Below are 18,923 nucleotides of genomic sequence, written 5' to 3'. Positions count from 1 at the left end.
TGCACCATTTTTACGAACTTACAAGCATCCGTAGCTCAGCTGGATAGAGCACTCGGCTTCGAACCGAGCGGTCAGGGGTTCGAATCCCTTCGGGTGCGCCATTTAAGCATCCCAAAAGATTCTTCGATTTATGCTAATCAATCAAAGGTTATAATGTGTAAAACCACCTAAAAAATTATTCTATACGCATATATTAATCATCTGCTCTGCTCTACACTTTAGCATGTTTACCAATACCCCAAAAATGCTTATATAAAACGCTCTACAACGCTTTTTATGTTTCTCAGGCCTCTAATGTCATCTATTCCTACCCAAGCCCTAAAAAGTGTTTTAAGCAAGATTAGAAGTCAAAGTGCACATTCTAAGTTAATACTAAAATGAAAAATGAACACCATAATAAAAGCGTTATGATTCCACAAATTATCCCTGTTGTTGCAAAACCAAAACCTCTTTTATTATTATTTTTTATATCACTCATAGCAACAGCACTCAATACTATAGCGACAATAGCGACGACAATACTTAAAATATTGATGACCAAAATAGAAACCAGTGATGAAATTCCGCAACTCATCCCCGCTATAGCTAAACCACTTGTTGCTTTATATTGTTGTTGATCCATTTATCTTTTGCCCCTTGATACTTTTGAAAAATAAAATAAATAGCAGTTAAGTATAAGATTATCGTTTTAGCAGATCAATATAAGATATATTTCACTTTATCAATCATAAATCACCGCTATTCAAATTATTTTCGTGATAGATGCGAATAAGATCGATATCAGTAGCAATTGACATATAACAATAACTAAATGATTTAGATAATGATTTAATACTGTATAAAAATAGGAAAATAGATTTAAAACCAATATGAAACATCGGGATGATAAAATTTACCAAAAAATGATTGTTAATAACTTGTATTTGTTTTTCTTTTATGAATAATAGTCGAGATAAAATATTCAGCAGTATAAGCAAGAAAAATAAATGATAAAATAATTGCTTTTATCCAATTGAACTACATTGATTGACGAATATCAGTTAGATTTCTTCGGGTATACCACTCTGGTTGAATCCCGATATAAATCGAGTATACTAAGCTCAAACTTTAAATATTTATAATCAGTCTGCTTTTTTATTTTAAATATGGTCGTCGCTATATTAAAATAACCATTAAAGTAGATAGATATCTTTAATTAATCATAATGGACTTTTTTTATGTTGGACCCGAATTTACTCCGAAATGAATTGGATCTTGTCGCTACTAAATTAGCGCGCCGTGGATTTAAATTAGATGTTGATAGTATTCGTCAACTTGAAGAAAAACGTAAAGTACTACAAGTTGAAACCGAAAGCTTACAGGCAGAGCGTAATGCACGTTCTAAAGCTATTGGTGAAGCTAAAGCTCGTGGTGAAGATATCACGTCCGTACGTGAAGAAGTCAATAAGCTTGGTGAAAGACTCAACAGCGCTAAAGCTGAGCTAGAAATCTTACTGAATCAAATTAAAGATATTGCTTCAAATATTCCAAATATACCGGATGATTCTGTACCTGACGGTAAAGACGAAAATGATAATGTTGAAATATCGCGTTTTGGTACGCCAAGAACATTTGATTTTCCAGTACAAGATCATGTTGCTTTAGGTGAACGTTTTGGTGGGCTTGACTTTGCTGCGGGTGTAAAACTCACTGGGGCTCGATTTGTGGTGATGAAATCTCAAATTGCGCGTTTACACCGTGCTATCGCTCAATTCATGTTAGACCTTCATACCGAGCAGCATGGCTATGCTGAAATTTACGTACCTTATTTAGTTAATAAGGCCACTTTATTTGGAACAGGTCAATTACCAAAATTTGCAGGTGACCTATTTCACACAAAACCGCTCGATGAAGAAGCAGAAAGCAGTAATTATGCATTAATCCCAACCGCTGAAGTTCCGGTAACAAACTTAGTGCGTGATGAAATTTTAGATGAAAGTGAGCTTCCATTAAAAATGACCGCTCATACACCTTGTTTCCGTTCTGAAGCAGGATCTTATGGTAAAGACACACGTGGTTTAATTCGTATGCACCAATTTGATAAAGTTGAGTTAGTGCAAATAGTGAAACCAGAAGAATCCATGCAAGCGTTAGAAGAGCTTACTGCTCATGCTGAAAAAGTGTTGCAGCTATTAGAACTGCCTTATCGAAAAATTGTGCTATGTACCGGTGATATGGGCTTTGGTTCTTGTAAGACCTATGATCTTGAAGTTTGGGTTCCTGCTCAAAACACTTATCGAGAAATCTCTTCTTGCTCTAATATGTGGGATTTCCAAGCACGTCGTATGCAAGCTCGTTATCGTAGCAAGGCAGACAATAAAACTTATTTAGTCCATACTTTAAATGGTTCTGGATTAGCGGTAGGGCGTACATTGGTTGCCATTATGGAAAACTATCAGCAAGCTGATGGAAGCATTAAAGTTCCATCCGTTTTAGTCCCATACATGAATGGTGTCGAAGTAATAGGCTAAAAAACGTTTATTAACCCTATAATAGCGCTATTCATTAGCGCTATTTTTTTATTAATTAAGGTGAAATCATGATAAAAGGTGTTGTCCTGTCAATACTCGCATCATGCCTTTTTGGCTTACTTTATTATTATCCCGTGTTATTGCATCCCTTGTCAGTTATTGATATCTTTTGCTGGCGATTGTTGACTTCTTTTCCTGCGATTGTGATTCTAATTTTAATTGAAAAACAGTGGTCTGCCATTCATCTACTTTTTGTCCGTATAAAAACACATCCCCTTCTCTTAATTGGGTTATTGTGCTCATCACTATTATTGACAGTCCAGATGATGATCTTTATCTGGGCGCCTATCAACGGACATGGCTTGTCAGCTTCTTTAGGCTATTTTCTACTACCGTTAACCATGGTTATTTCAGGACAGCTGTTTTATCAAGAAAAACTCAGTTTTTTACAAAAAATAGCAGTGGGGCTTGCGGCATTAGGGGTCGCTATTGAAATTGTCAATACAGGCGCATTTTCGTGGGAAACAGCCGTCATCGCCCTAGGATACCCCGTTTATTTTATGATACGCCGAAAATTACAAATAGAGGGCATTGCAGGCACATTTTCGGACTTCTTCTTTATTTTTATTGGGTGTTTGATCTATTTTATTCTTAACTACAGTTGGGATGAGATTATTCATGACATTACCCATTTTCCTATTTTTATCCCTATGCTAGGAATCATTACCGCTATTGCTTTTGCAATGTATTTTGTTGCAAGACGATTACTACCGATGGGATTATTCGGATTACTTGGATATGTAGAACCTGTTCTGCTTTCTATGGTATCGGTAATATTTTTGCATGAATCTGTATCGTCAGAGCATATCATCTCATATGGGCTTATTTGGTTGTCTGTCTGCGTATTAGCATTAGAAGGGAGTATATTTGTTTTACGAGCGATAAAACGTAAAAGAATTCGGTAAATAACATTCGATAAATAACAAAAAAGCACATTTTAATGTGCTTTTATTTGATATAGTGAAATTTATTTACTAAACGTGACCGGCTGACCATAACTTTCAATAATCGCTTGGATTCTGTCTAAGGTTTCTCTTGGAGGTGCCTCAACGCCTTCCAATTGATATTTATCCCCTATCGTATCCCACTTATAAGCCCCCATTTTATGATAAGGCAATAATTCAACACGCTCAATATTGTCCATTCCTTGAATAAATTGACCTAGTAGATGCGCAGAATTATCATCATCCGTCCAGCCTGGCACAACGACATAGCGGATCCATGTTTTTTTATTAATTTTTTGAAGATATTTAGCAAACTCAAGTACCCGTTTATTCGAAACACCGACCAGTTTTTGATGTATTTCATCATTCATCTGTTTTAAATCAAGCATCACTAAATCCGTTACTTCCATTAACGCATCAACAGTCTGATCAAGTTGTCTGGCATAACCGTTGGTATCCAGACAGGTGCTTATACCCTCTTCATGACAAGCCTTAAACCATTCTGTAATAAATTCAGATTGCAACGTTGCTTCACCACCCGATGCGGTGACGCCGCCCCCATTAGGCATGATAAAACTTTTGTAAGAAACAATTTCTTTCATTAGTTCATCAACCGTGACCTCTCGTCCTGCTTTCAAATCCCAAGTATCACGATTATGACAGTATAAACAGCGCATTAAGCAACCTTGAAAAAAAACAATGAAGCGAATTCCTGGCCCATCAACAGTACCAAAAGATTCGAAAGAATGAATACGACCTTTAATCGGTTGTTTTGTTGTCATAATGATATTGTTATTTTGTTCCATAAATTTTCTCTAATCGTTGCTCACATTGCTTATACGTTATTTTAACTCAGATACGGTTTAGCTTTCACCAATTACACTAATCAGAAACGCTTTTTAATTTAGGTAATTATATAGGTTAAAAATGAATGATATCAACACAACTACTCTTTTACGAATAATGAATATGAATTTAGTCAATATTATAAAAAAATAGCGCCCTTTTTGGACGCTATTTTGTCGTAATTTAAAATCAACTAAATTACATAGATTGTGTAAAAGTACGTGTAATGACGTCTTTTTGTTGTTCTTTAGTTAATGAGTTGAAACGCACTGCATATCCAGAAACACGAATGGTTAATTGTGGATATTTTTCAGGATGTTCCATCGCATCTAATAATGTTTCACGATTCAATACGTTAACATTTAAGTGCTGACCACCTTCAACTGATGCTTCGTGGTGGAAGTAACCATCCATTAAACCAGCTAAGTTACGTTTACGTGCATTATCATCTTTACCTAATGCATTTGGTACGATAGAGAAAGTATAAGAAATACCGTCTTTAGCGTAAGCAAATGGCAATTTAGCAACAGATGTTAATGAAGCAACCGCACCTTTTTGGTCACGTCCGTGCATTGGGTTAGCACCTGGTCCAAATGGCGCACCGGCACGACGACCGTCTGGCGTATTACCTGTTTTCTTACCATATACAACGTTTGAAGTAATGGTTAATACAGATTGTGTAGGAATTGCATTACGATAAGTTTTAAGTTTTTGAATTTTCTTCATGAAACGTTCAACTAAATCTACAGCGATATCATCTACACGTGGATCATTGTTACCGAATTGTGGATATTCACCTTCGATTTCAAAATCTACCGCAAGACCGTCTTCATCACGAATGGTTTTTACTTTTGCATATTTAATTGCAGATAATGAGTCAGCAGCAACAGAAAGACCAGCAATACCACATGCCATAGTACGAATAATATCACGATCGTGAAGAGCCATTAATGATGCTTCATAGCTGTATTTATCGTGCATATAGTGAATTGCGTTTAGTGCTGTCACATATTGTTTTGCTAACCAATCCATAAAGTGATCTAAACGAGCAAAGACTTTGTCGAAATCAAGATATTCATCAGTGATTGGATCTTCTTTCGGGCCAACTTGCATTTTTAATTTCTCATCCACACCACCATTGATTGCGTATAGAAGAGTTTTAGCAAGGTTTGCACGCGCACCAAAGAATTGCATTTGTTTACCAACAATCATTGGGCTTACACAACATGCGATTGCATAATCGTCGTTGTTAAAGTCTGGACGCATTAAATCATCATTTTCATATTGTAAAGATGACGTATCAATCGATACTTTTGATGCGAACTCTTTGAATCCACTTGGTAACTGTTCAGACCAAAGAATAGTCATATTTGGTTCTGGTGATGGACCCATGGTATATAAAGTGTTTAAGAAACGGAAAGAAGTCTTAGTAACTAATGTACGACCATCAACACCCATACCAGCGATAGATTCTGTTGCCCAAATAGGGTCACCAGAGAATAATTCATCATATTCTGGAGTACGTAAGAAACGAACCATACGTAATTTCATTACGAAGTGGTCAACAATTTCTTGAGCGTCTTTTTCAGTAATTAATCCAGCTTCAAGATCACGTTGGAAATAAATATCAAAGAATGTTGAAGTACGGCCTAAAGACATAGCGGCACCGTTTTGAGATTTAACCGCAGCTAAATAACCGAAGTAAGTCCATTGAACAGCTTCTTGTGCCGTTTTCGCTGGTCCAGAAATGTCGTAACCATATTTAGCAGCCATTTCTTTAATTTGACCAAGCGCACGATGTTGTTCAGCGATTTCTTCACGACGTTGCATTGTCATGGCTAAATCAACACCATTTTCAAAATCCGCTTGTAATGAATTGAATTGTGCAAATTTGTCTTGCATCAAATAGTCGATACCGTAAAGTGCTACACGACGGTAATCCCCAATGATACGACCACGTCCATACGCATCAGGAAGACCAGTGATAACACCTGATTTACGACAACGAAGAATATCTGGTGTATAGATATCGAAAACACCTTGGTTATGGGTTTTACGATAATCAGTAAAGATTTTTTTGACTAAAGGATCAAGTGTTCTGTTGTATGCTTTACAAGAGTTCTCGATCATTTTGATACCACCAAACGGGATAATCGCACGTTTTAATGGTTTCTCAGTTTGTAGGCCAACAATTTTTTCTAAATCTTTTTCAATGTAACCTGCATCATGAGCAGTAATTGTCGAAATAACACTTGTATCAAAATCTACAGGGGCATGGGTAGCATTTTCAATTTTGATGCCTTCCATAACTTTATCCCATAATTTAGTTGTCGCATCAGTTGCGCCAGCTAAAAAAGACTCATCACCCTCATATGGTGTGTAGTTTTTTTGAATGAAGTCGCGGACATTGACATTATTTTGCCAATCACCATCTTTAAATCCTTTCCAAGCGACCGCTTGTACTTCGTTTAAATTACTCATAGTTTTTCACCTCAGGTTTACTAAAATTTCTATCTACTCTTTTGTATATAAGGGTAAATATCATAAAAATCAATGTGGCTTGCGTAAATATAATGCCCAATAAGGCAGCGCAACGGCTAAACCACCTAAAATATTCCCGATTGTTACAGGAATCAAATTCTTTAACACAAAATGCTCAACGGTTAATTCTTTGAATGCATCCGGTGATACACCTATTGCATGCCAAAATTCCGGAGAAGCAAAATTGTTGATCACAATTCCCATTGGGATCATGAACATATTAGCAATGCTATGCTCAAAACCACTTGCCACAAACATTGCTACCGGTAAAATCATGATTAGCATTTTATCTAATAAACTACGACCAGCGTAACTCATCCAAGCCGCCAAGCACACCATTAGATTGGCTAATAAACCAAGAAAAACAGCTTCAATAAAAGTATGATGCAATTTATGATCTGCAGTTTGCAGAACATTTAGTCCCCACATCCCATTGGCTACCATATATTGACCTGAGAACCATATCACGCCAACAAACAGTATAGCACCGATAAAATTACCAATATAGACTAAAATCCAATTGCGAATCATTCTAAACCAACTGACTTTATGCGTCATTTTCGGCAAAATTGTTAAAACTGTTGAAGTAAAAAGATCTGCTCCACAGCAAACAACGAGCATAAGTCCTAATGAGAAACAAATACCACCGACTAACTTAGCAAGTCCAAACGCAACGGTAGATGTACCTGTTGTCACAGTAATATAAAATACAAAAGCAATTGAGATAAATACACCTGCAATAATGGCAGATAAAATCGTACTACTTGGGTGCTTATTTACTTTATAATTACCGACCTCTTCAGCAATTTGGGTCATTTGTGCGGGGGAAAGAGAATCCACAAGCTTATCATTACTCAATGTTAACATCCTCAAAAAACTAGGGTTTTATGAGGCGGATAGTATACTCTTAATTTATGTCAAATCATCAATTTTTTAGTTAAAAAAATTTAAAAAATTATAACTCATTATTTTTATTTTATTTTTTTACATTTATTAACATAAATAATAACATTCTGTTTTGATTTAAAAAGTGTTTAACAGTTTTAATAAGCTTTTAAAACAGACAGTTAACTATTTCATAGCAATTATAAACGATTTTTTTGCATTGCTGTTGACTGAAGAAATTCCGATTAAATAAAAAAATTTTCCATCCTTTTTCTGATATATCGAAAAAGGAGGAAAATAAAATAGAACAAGTCTTAAATAAATATGTAAATGTAACTTCACGTTACAATTTGGATATCCTTATCCAAATTTTGCCCGTAATCCAATTGTTATGGATTACTTACCTCTGAAACTAAGAAGTCAACTTTGCTAGGTAACCCCGGTGATACTCGAATCACTTTAGGATTACGCCCAATCACTTCATAGCCTTTTGGTAATGTTCTGGTATCCAATTTAATCACAAAATTGGCTCCTCTTTCCCAACGACCACCCGATACACCGACTAGGTGATAACGACCAATTGCATCGGTTGTAATGATTTCACCCCGAGCCGTAACCAATTTGATCCCACCCAATCCTTCTTCACCTTCATCTTGAATACCGTTACCATTTTTATCGACATACACTTTTCCGAAAATAAGCGCATCATCAAATAATGGATCAGCCGTAACCGTTACGGTTGCATGAGATATATTGGAGACTACTCGTCCAGTTAATGAGTTTATCGCTTTCGCTGTATTGGTATATTCACCTTGAGTCACCCCCGAACCGACCACCAGCATATAAGTAAGCGTTATTTCATCGTTAGATTTCAATTTGATGACCTGAGAGGTGACCGTTCTTCCGCCACTAGGATCAGCAACTTTTTTACCATCAAGACGCGTTGAACCTTTAACAAACTTAAAGCCTGCCGGTAAGATATCTTGTATCTTGATAGCTGAAGCACGCGGACTATTATTGATAATTCTAATTGAGTAAGGCACGATATCACCTACAACGACATTATCTTTCTGTGCCATTTTAATTATCGTGACATCCTCATCCGAATTACGATACCCCAATAGCATTTCATTCGCTAACCGTGTCAAAGTTGTTGACATATCTTTTAACATGACAGGCACAGTGTGAGCACCACCCACACCATTGAATGTTACCGAAGCAGGTGGATTAGCTAAATTAATTAAGTCATGTTCAATTACTTTACCGTTATTGTCTGCGTATTGATCAAATGACGGTATCAAATCAAATAAAGGATTACCACGACCAACATTGACACTACCATCGTTATACTCGCCATACAGGACTCTAACAAAGTATCGTGCTGTACCATTATTATTGGTATCAATAATGAGGTTACGGAAACTAAATTTACCATTTTCACCACTTATTGACTTAACCGGTTGACCATTTTTATCTAAGATGTGTTGTTTATCACTATCTAATAAGTAAACATTCACACCTTTTAAGCCATTATAATTAGCAGCACCTTTTAACCCTCCGCCCTGATTATCATCAAGAATTCTTCCTTCAATGAATCCTCCATTGATATAACCAAAGTTTTGATCGATTAAACTACCTGAAATATCTAATGTTGCCACGTTTTCTGTTTCAGGGGTATTTACGGTGCCATTACGATCGTGATGCGCATCATCCGGATCAAAGCTTGCTCTTAAAGTCGTCGGTATACCTGTAACTTCAATTTTCCATTTACCCGGAATAATGTTATTAATTTCATAATCAACATCACTTGCTGCTAATGTGTGTGTAAAGTGGATAGCAGGATTGTTTACATTCTCGAATAGTAATGTGACCGGCGCATTAACTGAACTATCAATTGAAGGATTGTACTCTCCATCATCATTGTTATCTAAGAACACTTTACCTTTAATACCACTTATCCCACTCCAAGCAAAAATCACTCCTTGAGCATGATCGGTTGCACTCGCAAACTGGTAAATTTCCTCCATTTCGTTATCAGTCTTATTCGTTGTTGCAGCAATATTACTATCTGTTAGTAAGAAACTACTTATATAGTTAGAATTTTGAATAGAGACTTTAACTTTGTAGTTAACACCTGAAACTAGGTTTTCAAACTTATATTGACCAAGATCATCAATATTTGTGCCTGTACTTATTGCCTCAACACTATCAACCAAATCATTTTCGACAAATAATTCAACGGCATAATGCGGGAATAGTGAATCAATACCAATATCTTGAGCTGTTATTGCGTTACCATCATTGGTATCGATATCAATCACAACTTGACCACTAATGCTTGCTTGACCTTTTAGACCGAAATCAACATTGGTGACTAATGGAGAAGATGCCGCATTCATATCTAGTTTTGTTCCATTTGGAACATCAGTAGCAGGCATACCTTGTGGTTTAACCACATAGCTATAACTATAGCCTGAACCTGCTACTGGTTGAACAGTAATAATCCATTCACCCTCTGCAATATTATTGATCTCATATTGACCGTTAGCATCACTCACAGCGGTTAGAAGAATATTAGGATTATTCGCATCCCTTGCTTCAACGGTAACACCCGCTAAAGTAGTATGATATGTCTGATGTATACCTTTTCCTGAGTAATCTTTATAAATTTTGCCTTTTAACGCTTTTTGACTCTTATAACCATAATCAATATTGTCAACTTGTTGATTAACACCCGCTACCACTAACATATCATGATTACTTGCATTTCCACCATTAACCATGGCTGGACTGAAACTGATTTGATATCCAGACTGCAATAAGGTGCTATCATCAACGCTCACTTCATATTGATTATATGCCGTTAGATTATCAAACTGGTAATGACCATTGCTATCCGTTGTCGTTCTGATTTCAGGCGCACCACTTAAGCCATTACTTTTGAGGGTAACAGGAATACCATTTAAAGGTCTATCAATAGCTGCCGCATGGTAATTCAAACTAGCATTATCATTGATATCCATATCGACAACCACTCGCCCGGCAATTTTAGCACTACCCTTCAAGCCATAGTCGATAGTTTTACCTGCGGTATCTGTGGCAGAAATGGTTAGTTTCAACTCGCCAGGATTGACCTGATCAATGGATGAATAATTAACAGCATAATTGACGTAACTATAATTCCAATCTTGAGGATAGCCTGTAATTTTAACAATCCATACACCCGATGTTAGATTGTTTATTGCATAACTACCATCGGCAAGTGATACGCTCGAAACTTTTGCGTTATTACTTTGATTGATGGCGCTCACCTCAACCCCAGATAATGTAGGATAATTAGCATTATGAACAGCATTACCCATAATATCTTGATAGATATGACCACTGATACCTATATTACCTTTATAACCAAAATCATTACTGATTTTCTGGTCGTTGTCCGCTGAAACAACTACAGGGGCAATATCGAATGCGTTATTCGTCGATGCCTTACCTGTCGGACTAAAGCTAATGACATAACCACTTAAAGCGTTTGCAGGATCCGTCACTCGAATTCGATAATTACCACTCGATAAACCATTAAATTCAAAATAACCATTACTGCCAGTGTTCGTTTGTTTATAGATAACAGTATCATTAGTTGGATCAATTAGGTTTATGGTTAAATTAGCAATACCGGTATCACCTTGTGACAATTGTTCATCGACATCGTTGTCCAGAACAACCATACCTGTAATTATGCTTTGACCTTTCATACCTAGATCAAGTTTGATATCTCGACCGGTATTTGAATCAACCTGATAACTAACACTATTAGTGTTGCTCCCACTTGGAGTTACTGATTTTTCAACAAAATAGCTATAAACTAAACTTGAACGTGTTGGATGTGAAACCGAAACTGTCCATTTGCCTTCAGTAATGTTAGTAAACGAAAACTGACCATCGCTACCAACTGTTTGGCTTTCTGTCACTTTTTTGTTATTCCATTCACCTTCAATTTTTACAACAGCACCCTCTAATTTTGTATGGAATGTTTGATAAGAACCATTTCCGCTTGCGTCCAAATAAACTGTTCCTGATAAGTTGCGTTTAATTTGATAACCGAAAGCACGTTTTTCTGGATTAAGTTCATACCGACTGTCATTCGGACCATTAATATCAAACGTTGCTATCGCCGATGGCGTTGCTGGATTTCCGGGACTAAAGACAAGTTTATAATCATTATGATTTACTGTGCTTGTAATTTCATAATTATGTTGACTTAATCCTTCTATTTCAAAAGCACCAGTAGATGGGTCAACCGATATATCTTTAGGTGTGAAGCCCGATTTATTGTTTGCTGAATTTAAGGTTATTACTGGGGTTATTGGTGTAGATAACTGACCAAATGCCATATCGTTTTGACTATATTGATCATCATTATCTCGGTCAATAACCACATAACCTGTGATTTTACTGCTACCGCGATAACCGATATTGATATTGTCAATTGAAGGTTGATTGACAGTTAAGTTAATATCTAATGACAAACTATTATTCTGCCCAACAATCGTTCTGTTATTCATTGAAGTATAATTTAAAGCATAATTATTCCAATCTGCCACTGTTTGTGAGTTATCAGCAGAAAGAACCCATTGACCTGGTGACATATTTTCGAATTTAAAATTTCCTGAACTGTCAGTTATTACTGAAAATGTTGCTTGATTATTAGTCGCATTAGAATTTGGGCTTGGCACTTTTGTCAAATTAAGTTTGACCCCAGCAAAGCTGGTATCAACATCTGTTTTACTTTGACTATTATCCACATCAATCGTTACTTGTCCTGCGATAATACCGTCATAATTAAATCCAGTACTACTACTGAAATCATCATTAGTTAGCGGCATAAAATCAATGATATTTTTATTATTTGCTATCTCTGATGCAGGAATAAGTTTAGCGCCATTTGGTGTAATGACTTCTACTTGATAATAATAATTTATAGGTAGCTTTTCGAAAAGATATTGACCATTTTTCGATGGATTACCATTTAAAGAAATATTATCCGTCTCAATTGTTTTAAGCGTTTTATATTGATTTGAGCCTGGAACCTTGTAATTTAGATTCACCTTCACACCATTAGTAAGCTCATCAACCGTTTTGATTTTATTGTTATTGAAATCAATCCAGACATCACCACCAATTTTTTGCTTACCTAAAACAAGATAATGATTATCAAGTGATCCTTCTAAAGGTAATCCACTGACAGGAATAACGATATTTTGTGCTTGATTTCCTGATTTACTTTGTTTGAAATCATAGTCACTAAGCGAATTCATTATGATTTTAACAGAGTAATTAACACCCGTTCCGTATAATAGATTAGCAAAATGATAATGACCATTGTTGGTTTTTTGAGTCATCAATGGCTGTCCACTGGCATTTAATCCTGAATACAATTCAACAGTTGCCTGTACCGAGCCATCAAGTGGATGCGCAAATTGATTTGTATGATTCAAATCTTGGTTAGAATCGTTAAAATCGATATACACATTACCTTGAATTCCGTCATAGCTAGCCTGATTATAATAGAATATTTTACCGTCAATACCTCGATTATTGATAATGATATTTGATATGGTATCAATTGGTTGCACTGAGTTTTCGCTATTCCCAACAATAACATAATTTTGTGGGGCTAAAATAACACTGACTTTATAGTTACCATCTGGCAAATTATAAAAATGATATTCTCCATTGGCATCACTATACTGGCGAACCATTTCTTTATTCGTCGTAGCATCGTATAAACTGAGTAATACCCCACCTAATGGCTCACCTGTTGCAGCAGCAGGATCACCAATTAATGTTTTGCCCGAAATACCACTATTTGTTGCGGTAGTGCTAGTTATACCTGCCGATGGATTAGCATTTGTTTTCCCTGCTAATAAGAAGTATTTACCTTTCTGACTACCACCTTTAGTATTAAAAGATATCGGATTTAAAGTTTTGTTCGTATTGTTATCTGCATTCGCTATCACGCCATAACCGCTCGGCGGTTCAATTTCAACGGTATAAAGGCTAGCTTTCGAATCATCTTTACTTAAACTAAAACTATAATAGCCAATTTCATTGGTTTTAAGCGTACTAAATGGCGTACCTGTTGCGTCACTTCCTTTATATAAATTAATAGTTACAGTTGAAACAGGAACATCACCCGTTCTATTGAAACTGATATCGGGTTGGCCATTATTATTGATATCGATCATGACATAACCCGATATCGATGCATCCCCCTCTTTTTTATAAATGAAGTCTAAACCACCACCTGATAAAATTGGCGTCGATGCAGTGATTTGAACATCGTTCACGGTATCAGAAGGACTTTTCAATTCATAACGTTTATCTAAGCCTGTATCCGTTACTTTTATCGTGTAATTATCATTTAAAAGATGACTGAAACGATATTTACCATTATTGTCCGTTTTGGTATAAGAATATAATTTATTACTGCCTTTACGATAAATTTCGACACGTACACCAGTGATTGGCACGTCACCCTTAGACGCATCAAAACTACCATTATCATCATAATCGTAATAAAGCTGACCGCTAATTTCAGTATTATTATTGGCTCTAATTAACCAATATTGATTCGGTACACCTCTTGGTAATAAATAAACCTGCATATATTCCAAATTTGTTTTTATTTCATTTGGAAGATAAGTTTTTTCTGTTTTAGATGCGCTGCTATTACCAACTAATTTGAAAGCACTATGATCCAATCCATTTAATCGCAATAACATACTTGTCAGATATAAATTATTATACCGAGTTGAGTTTTGTTTATTATAAACAAATCGCCCATTTTGTTTTACTTTGTTATCAACAAAATCAGGATCTGCAAGGATAGAATCGATACTTTTCGTTCTATCATAGTAATTAGGATAAATTCTTGGTGAAAAGACCCCTTCTACAGATAAATCTGAAAGGTTATACCGTTGTAATTCATCTGATGTTAATAAAACCGATTGCTCATTTTTTTCAGTTGATCCGGTGATGTCTAAATAAATATTACCTGACAAGGCTTCAGTGAGCCCTGAAGGCGCTATCGTTGCTTGCATAAACCATTGATTATTATTATCCATATTTGCTAATGTGCCATCAGCTAATACTTCAAAATTTACTGTACCAGGAGGTGAAGAAGGATCCTTATCGGCAATATCTAAATATTTAGTTTTATCTGCTTGATGAACAATACGGTATTTGCCTTCTGGTAATGATTTAAGATTGATCGTTCGATAGTAATCACCAATAACACTCCATTTTTCATAATTACTTCCATTCCAGAAATAGAGATCAAAATATCCATCGCCTTTCTCAAGTGTTTGTTCACCTGCATAGTCCATATCGCCATTGAGATCATTAACCGGTGCTCCCGAAAATTGTCCTTTTCCTTGCATTAGAAAGTTTTTCGTCATCGGGACATCTAGTTGTTTAAATTGTACTTTATAACTTGGAGCTAACTCTTTAGCGGTATTTGTGACAGCCGTTGTACCTGAATAGATAGCTTTAACGATGTAAGTCACATCTCGATTAATACCATCTTGTTGCCCTTGAAAACTATATTCACCCTTAGCATTGGTTAGTTTTTTCCCAATAAAATTACTTCCATTTTCAGTACAATCATTGGTACCGTCATCTTCACAAAGTAAAACAATAGCATTCTTTAATGGTAAGTCATTAGCATTGTACATTTGCCCGGTTTGTATCTCACCATCACCTAACCATGTATCTAACAGTACTGAACCACGAAGAACATCTTCATTAATTTTCAATTTATACCAGATGTTAGTATCCCTGTTATATTTGTTACCACCACTCGCATTAACAACAATGCTTGATATCGTTTTTTTATTATCATTAGGATCGATACTTGAACCGCTATTCTGATCATTATTTTCGAAATCAACATCGCCAGCCTTGATATTACTGTCGCCACCATACTCCTGTTTAGCCGTAACACGATACTCTCCATTAGGCAAATTGGTGAAATTGTAATAACCCTTGTTATCTGTTGCAAATTCAGTGATAACTGTCCATTTTCCCGATACTTTACGCTCCAGAGTAACCCGATTTTGTTTAATTGGTGTATCTTGATTTGGATTATAAGTGCCTAAAGCCCCTCGATGGCTATTATTTAAATACACATATCCAGAAATCGTATTGGGTCTTTTTGGTGTAAAGTAGAGGGTATCTTCCCAAGTTCTATTTGGAGTGACATTAATCGAATATTCGCCATTATATGATTCGGGATAATCCAAATTATCCGTATCATATTCAACAACAGAATAATAAAATAAACCCGCATGATCGATAGGATAATTTTGTGAGCCTCTTACACCATAAAAACCCGGTTTTTGATAGCTGACTTCTAATTTATTACCTTGTAAATCGGTTGCTTGAGTCACACCATCTTCTTCAAAAAAGGCTATTTTAGTATAAGTACTGGCGGTAATTGCTTCAAGCCCATTAATTGTTGAACTCCAGCTCCAATTTCCATTGGCTGTTTTCAAATAATTGACGACTAATAAATTACCTAAATCTTTACGTATTGGTGAATACCAAAAGTTTTGGTTGGTTTTTCTCTCGTTAAGTTTGGGTACGATAATCTCTTTAGCAGCAATGTTAGCTTGTGTACCATTACTTAATGTGACTTTTCCTTTATGCGTACTTCTTGATTTAGAGGAGGTACTGGTTGACTTACCGTCTGTGTCATTGACAAAAACAGTATTATTTAAATTTATATTTGACTCTGTGACAACAACTTTATAATCTTTGTCTTTTACTAATCCGACAAATTGATAGGCGCCCAAATTACCGGTAAATTGATAAGCAATTTTTTCCCAATCGGTTCCATTATGTTGGTAAAGTTCGACAGTGGTATTAAGTCCTGTACTACCTTGAGCCGCAAGCGGAATATTATTGCCCGTTTTACCTGAATCCGGACCTGCTATAATATATTGCTGAGGTCCTAGTACAAACACATTTCCAGATATACTGGATAAAGATGTATCGTTAGGATCTAATTGAAACAAGAAATTAGGACCACTAGGCACCCCAGTTGAGTCAGGTATTGTTAATTGTGCTTTTGCCCTGTTTTTACTATCAGTAGTAAAAGGTGGAGAAGTGACATTTGTTACCTGAATATCATAAGTTGCAACAGCGAGATCACTAAAGCTGTATTTACCATCACCACCTGTAATAACGGTATCGGTTCCCATTACTTTGGTTGTTGTACCGGAATAATACAACTCGACCCTCATATTTTGTAGACCAGTATCAATATCTGCTTCATAGGTATTGTTGTTATTTCTATCAACCACAACAACACCATCAACAGAATTGGTATTACGATGTTTAAGATTAAATTGCCCACTTTGATCTGAACCTTCCATCTTAAAAGAAATAAGTTCAGCATATTGATGATTATTATCTGGTAGTATGACATCCCATAATTTATAATTTCGAGTTTTTAAAAAGAGATCAACGTCTTTATCAAAAAAAGCCTCATATTTAACCTGTAATAATGTATTTTTTATCTCTATTTCGCCATTACTATCTGTTTTTAATACGATATTATTATCCGTATTGGTTACCATCCCAACCGTTGATTGAGTTCTCATTTTTACAGGAATGTTGTTAATACCTGCATCTGTACCATTTTTAACTTTTAGATGAATAGTTCCCCCTTTTCCTTTTAAAAAGAGGTTTTGACCTAATTCACCTGTTGCCCCTCTAACAGTTACGTTTTTGGAAACGCTTTCCCCATTATTGGTTGCTATTTCAACGATATAATTTCCTAAAGTGTTAACTTCAAAGTTATACTGGCCATTATCGTTTGTCTGTTCATTTGATATTAAAATCCCTTGATCATCTTTTAATGTCACGGATAAGCCTTGTAACGGAAAGGTTACATTTTTTGCGGTATCATCGTAGTCTAAAAATACCCTTCCCGCTATTGGAATTGCATTAGCTACCGATACAATTGTTAACGACATAAAGGCGGAAAGCAACATCCATTTTAGACATTGTAATATCGCTTTGTAACTAAAAACATCAACCCAAGATCTTTTTTTAGCATTCATTTTCGCTGTTGCATTACACTTAATTCGCATTATCTTCTCTCCTGATATGCGTAAATTCTCTTCTTTTCGATTTTCAGCTTTTAGGTCTGATTTTATTTGCACGGGTAAACGTATTTGACCACTGTTAACTTTTTGCCAACTGTTCATTAGAAACTCCCCACTACATTGACAAACCAACCATGTGAACGGTAGTTCAAGCGTGTTAAGTTGTCGTTATAATCCGTGAAGTTGTAACCCACACCCATCTTGATGTTGTCGCCAACATTACGGTAGACACTGGTCACTAAACCGTCTTTGTGATCATCTGCCAGATCTGTACGTAGCGTTCGCCCCTCAACCTGATATTCCCAGTCACCCGTCTTATAATTAATCCTTAGTGCATATAAATCAGCGCCTGATGAATACCAATCGCTTTCACCTTTATAACGTAAATGACCCTGTCTTTGTGCCGCCTTAAACGCCGTTTCCCAGTTCGCATTCCATTCGTAAACACCTTCTAATGACCATACCCAGCTCTTTTGGTCATACAAACTCGACGTATAACGTTTACCACCTGATGATGTTGAGTTCACTATCAACTGGTCATCCGGGTCTAATCCATACACATAGGTCATTTTGCCAAAAAGGTTCAGATTATTGATTACTTGGGGTCGGTAGGCAAAACCGATCATTGACTCCGTGTAATTACTTACTACATCACTTGAATCATCTTGATTACCAAACGTTTTGGCAAAATCAAATTGTCCAAGCCAACTTAAGTTTTCATTAACCACCGTTTTTGCTCGGTTAGTGGTCACCCATTGTCTTATGCGTTCACTACCTTCATCTATCCGATATTCCAGACGATTGCGTATTTGAAATAAATCATTTTTATAACCATAACCAGCGGCATAAATATCCCGACGAGTTTCATCATTTCCGGTTAAACTGGTGTGATTGCGGTGACGGTTGCTCACACGGCCTATCGAGTAAGACCCCTCTATAAATTGGGCTTCCGTCGGTTTATAACT

General features: G+C 36.1%; 7 protein-coding genes, 1 tRNA gene and 1 pseudogene. 3 read left to right on the top strand and 6 right to left on the bottom strand.

Annotation, left to right across the window (positions count from 1 at the left end):
- Positions 1–24: 24 nt before the first annotated feature.
- A tRNA-Arg gene (locus ACGH46_RS01860) sits at positions 25–101 on the top strand.
- 260 nt (positions 102–361) lie between these two features.
- On the opposite strand, the gene ACGH46_RS01855 is transcribed toward ACGH46_RS01860, so the two are convergent.
- Complete coding sequence (locus ACGH46_RS01855) at positions 362–622, bottom strand: DUF4190 domain-containing protein (protein ID WP_065559043.1); 261 nt, start codon at positions 620–622, stop codon at positions 362–364.
- A 595-nt stretch (positions 623–1,217) separates the two neighbouring features.
- Here ACGH46_RS01855 and serS point away from each other — a divergent pair.
- Both serS and rarD read left to right on the top strand, forming a co-directional pair.
- Positions 1,218–2,510, top strand: coding sequence for a serine--tRNA ligase (serS, locus tag ACGH46_RS01850; protein WP_267351750.1), 1,293 nt, complete (start codon positions 1,218–1,220; stop codon positions 2,508–2,510).
- A gap of 68 nt (positions 2,511–2,578) precedes the next feature.
- Positions 2,579–3,475, top strand: a complete 897-nt coding sequence (gene rarD / locus ACGH46_RS01845) for an EamA family transporter RarD (protein WP_411603794.1) — start codon at positions 2,579–2,581, stop codon at positions 3,473–3,475.
- A gap of 62 nt (positions 3,476–3,537) precedes the next feature.
- Here rarD and pflA read toward each other — a convergent pair whose 3' ends face one another.
- The 5 genes and pseudogenes from pflA to ACGH46_RS01820 all read right to left on the bottom strand — a co-directional run.
- The gene (pflA, locus tag ACGH46_RS01840; RefSeq protein WP_218837373.1) at positions 3,538–4,320 is read right to left on the bottom strand and encodes a pyruvate formate lyase 1-activating protein; all 783 of its coding nucleotides are present in this window, start codon (positions 4,318–4,320) and stop codon (positions 3,538–3,540) included.
- Positions 4,321–4,558: 238 nt separating this feature from the next.
- Positions 4,559–6,841: a formate C-acetyltransferase gene (pflB, locus tag ACGH46_RS01835; protein WP_220215723.1), complete on the bottom strand. Its 2,283-nt coding sequence runs from the start codon at positions 6,839–6,841 to the stop codon at positions 4,559–4,561.
- A gap of 69 nt (positions 6,842–6,910) precedes the next feature.
- Positions 6,911–7,759 carry a formate transporter FocA gene (focA, locus tag ACGH46_RS01830; protein WP_257006728.1) on the bottom strand — a complete coding sequence of 283 codons (849 nt, stop codon included), beginning with the start codon at positions 7,757–7,759 and terminating at the stop codon, positions 6,911–6,913.
- A 416-nt stretch (positions 7,760–8,175) separates the two neighbouring features.
- Positions 8,176–18,060: an SdrD B-like domain-containing protein gene (locus ACGH46_RS01825; RefSeq protein WP_411603791.1), complete on the bottom strand. Its 9,885-nt coding sequence runs from the start codon at positions 18,058–18,060 to the stop codon at positions 8,176–8,178.
- Positions 18,060–18,923, bottom strand: a pseudogene (locus ACGH46_RS01820) (hypothetical protein); the annotation flags it as partial. The gene ACGH46_RS01825 and the pseudogene ACGH46_RS01820, both read right to left, overlap by 1 nt.

This window comes from Gilliamella sp. CG22, from assembly GCF_046635725.1.
Classification (GTDB): domain Bacteria; phylum Pseudomonadota; class Gammaproteobacteria; order Enterobacterales; family Orbaceae; genus Gilliamella; species Gilliamella apicola_I.
Note: the sequence above shows the minus strand (reverse complement) of the source record. Positions and strands in the feature narration are given on the sequence as shown.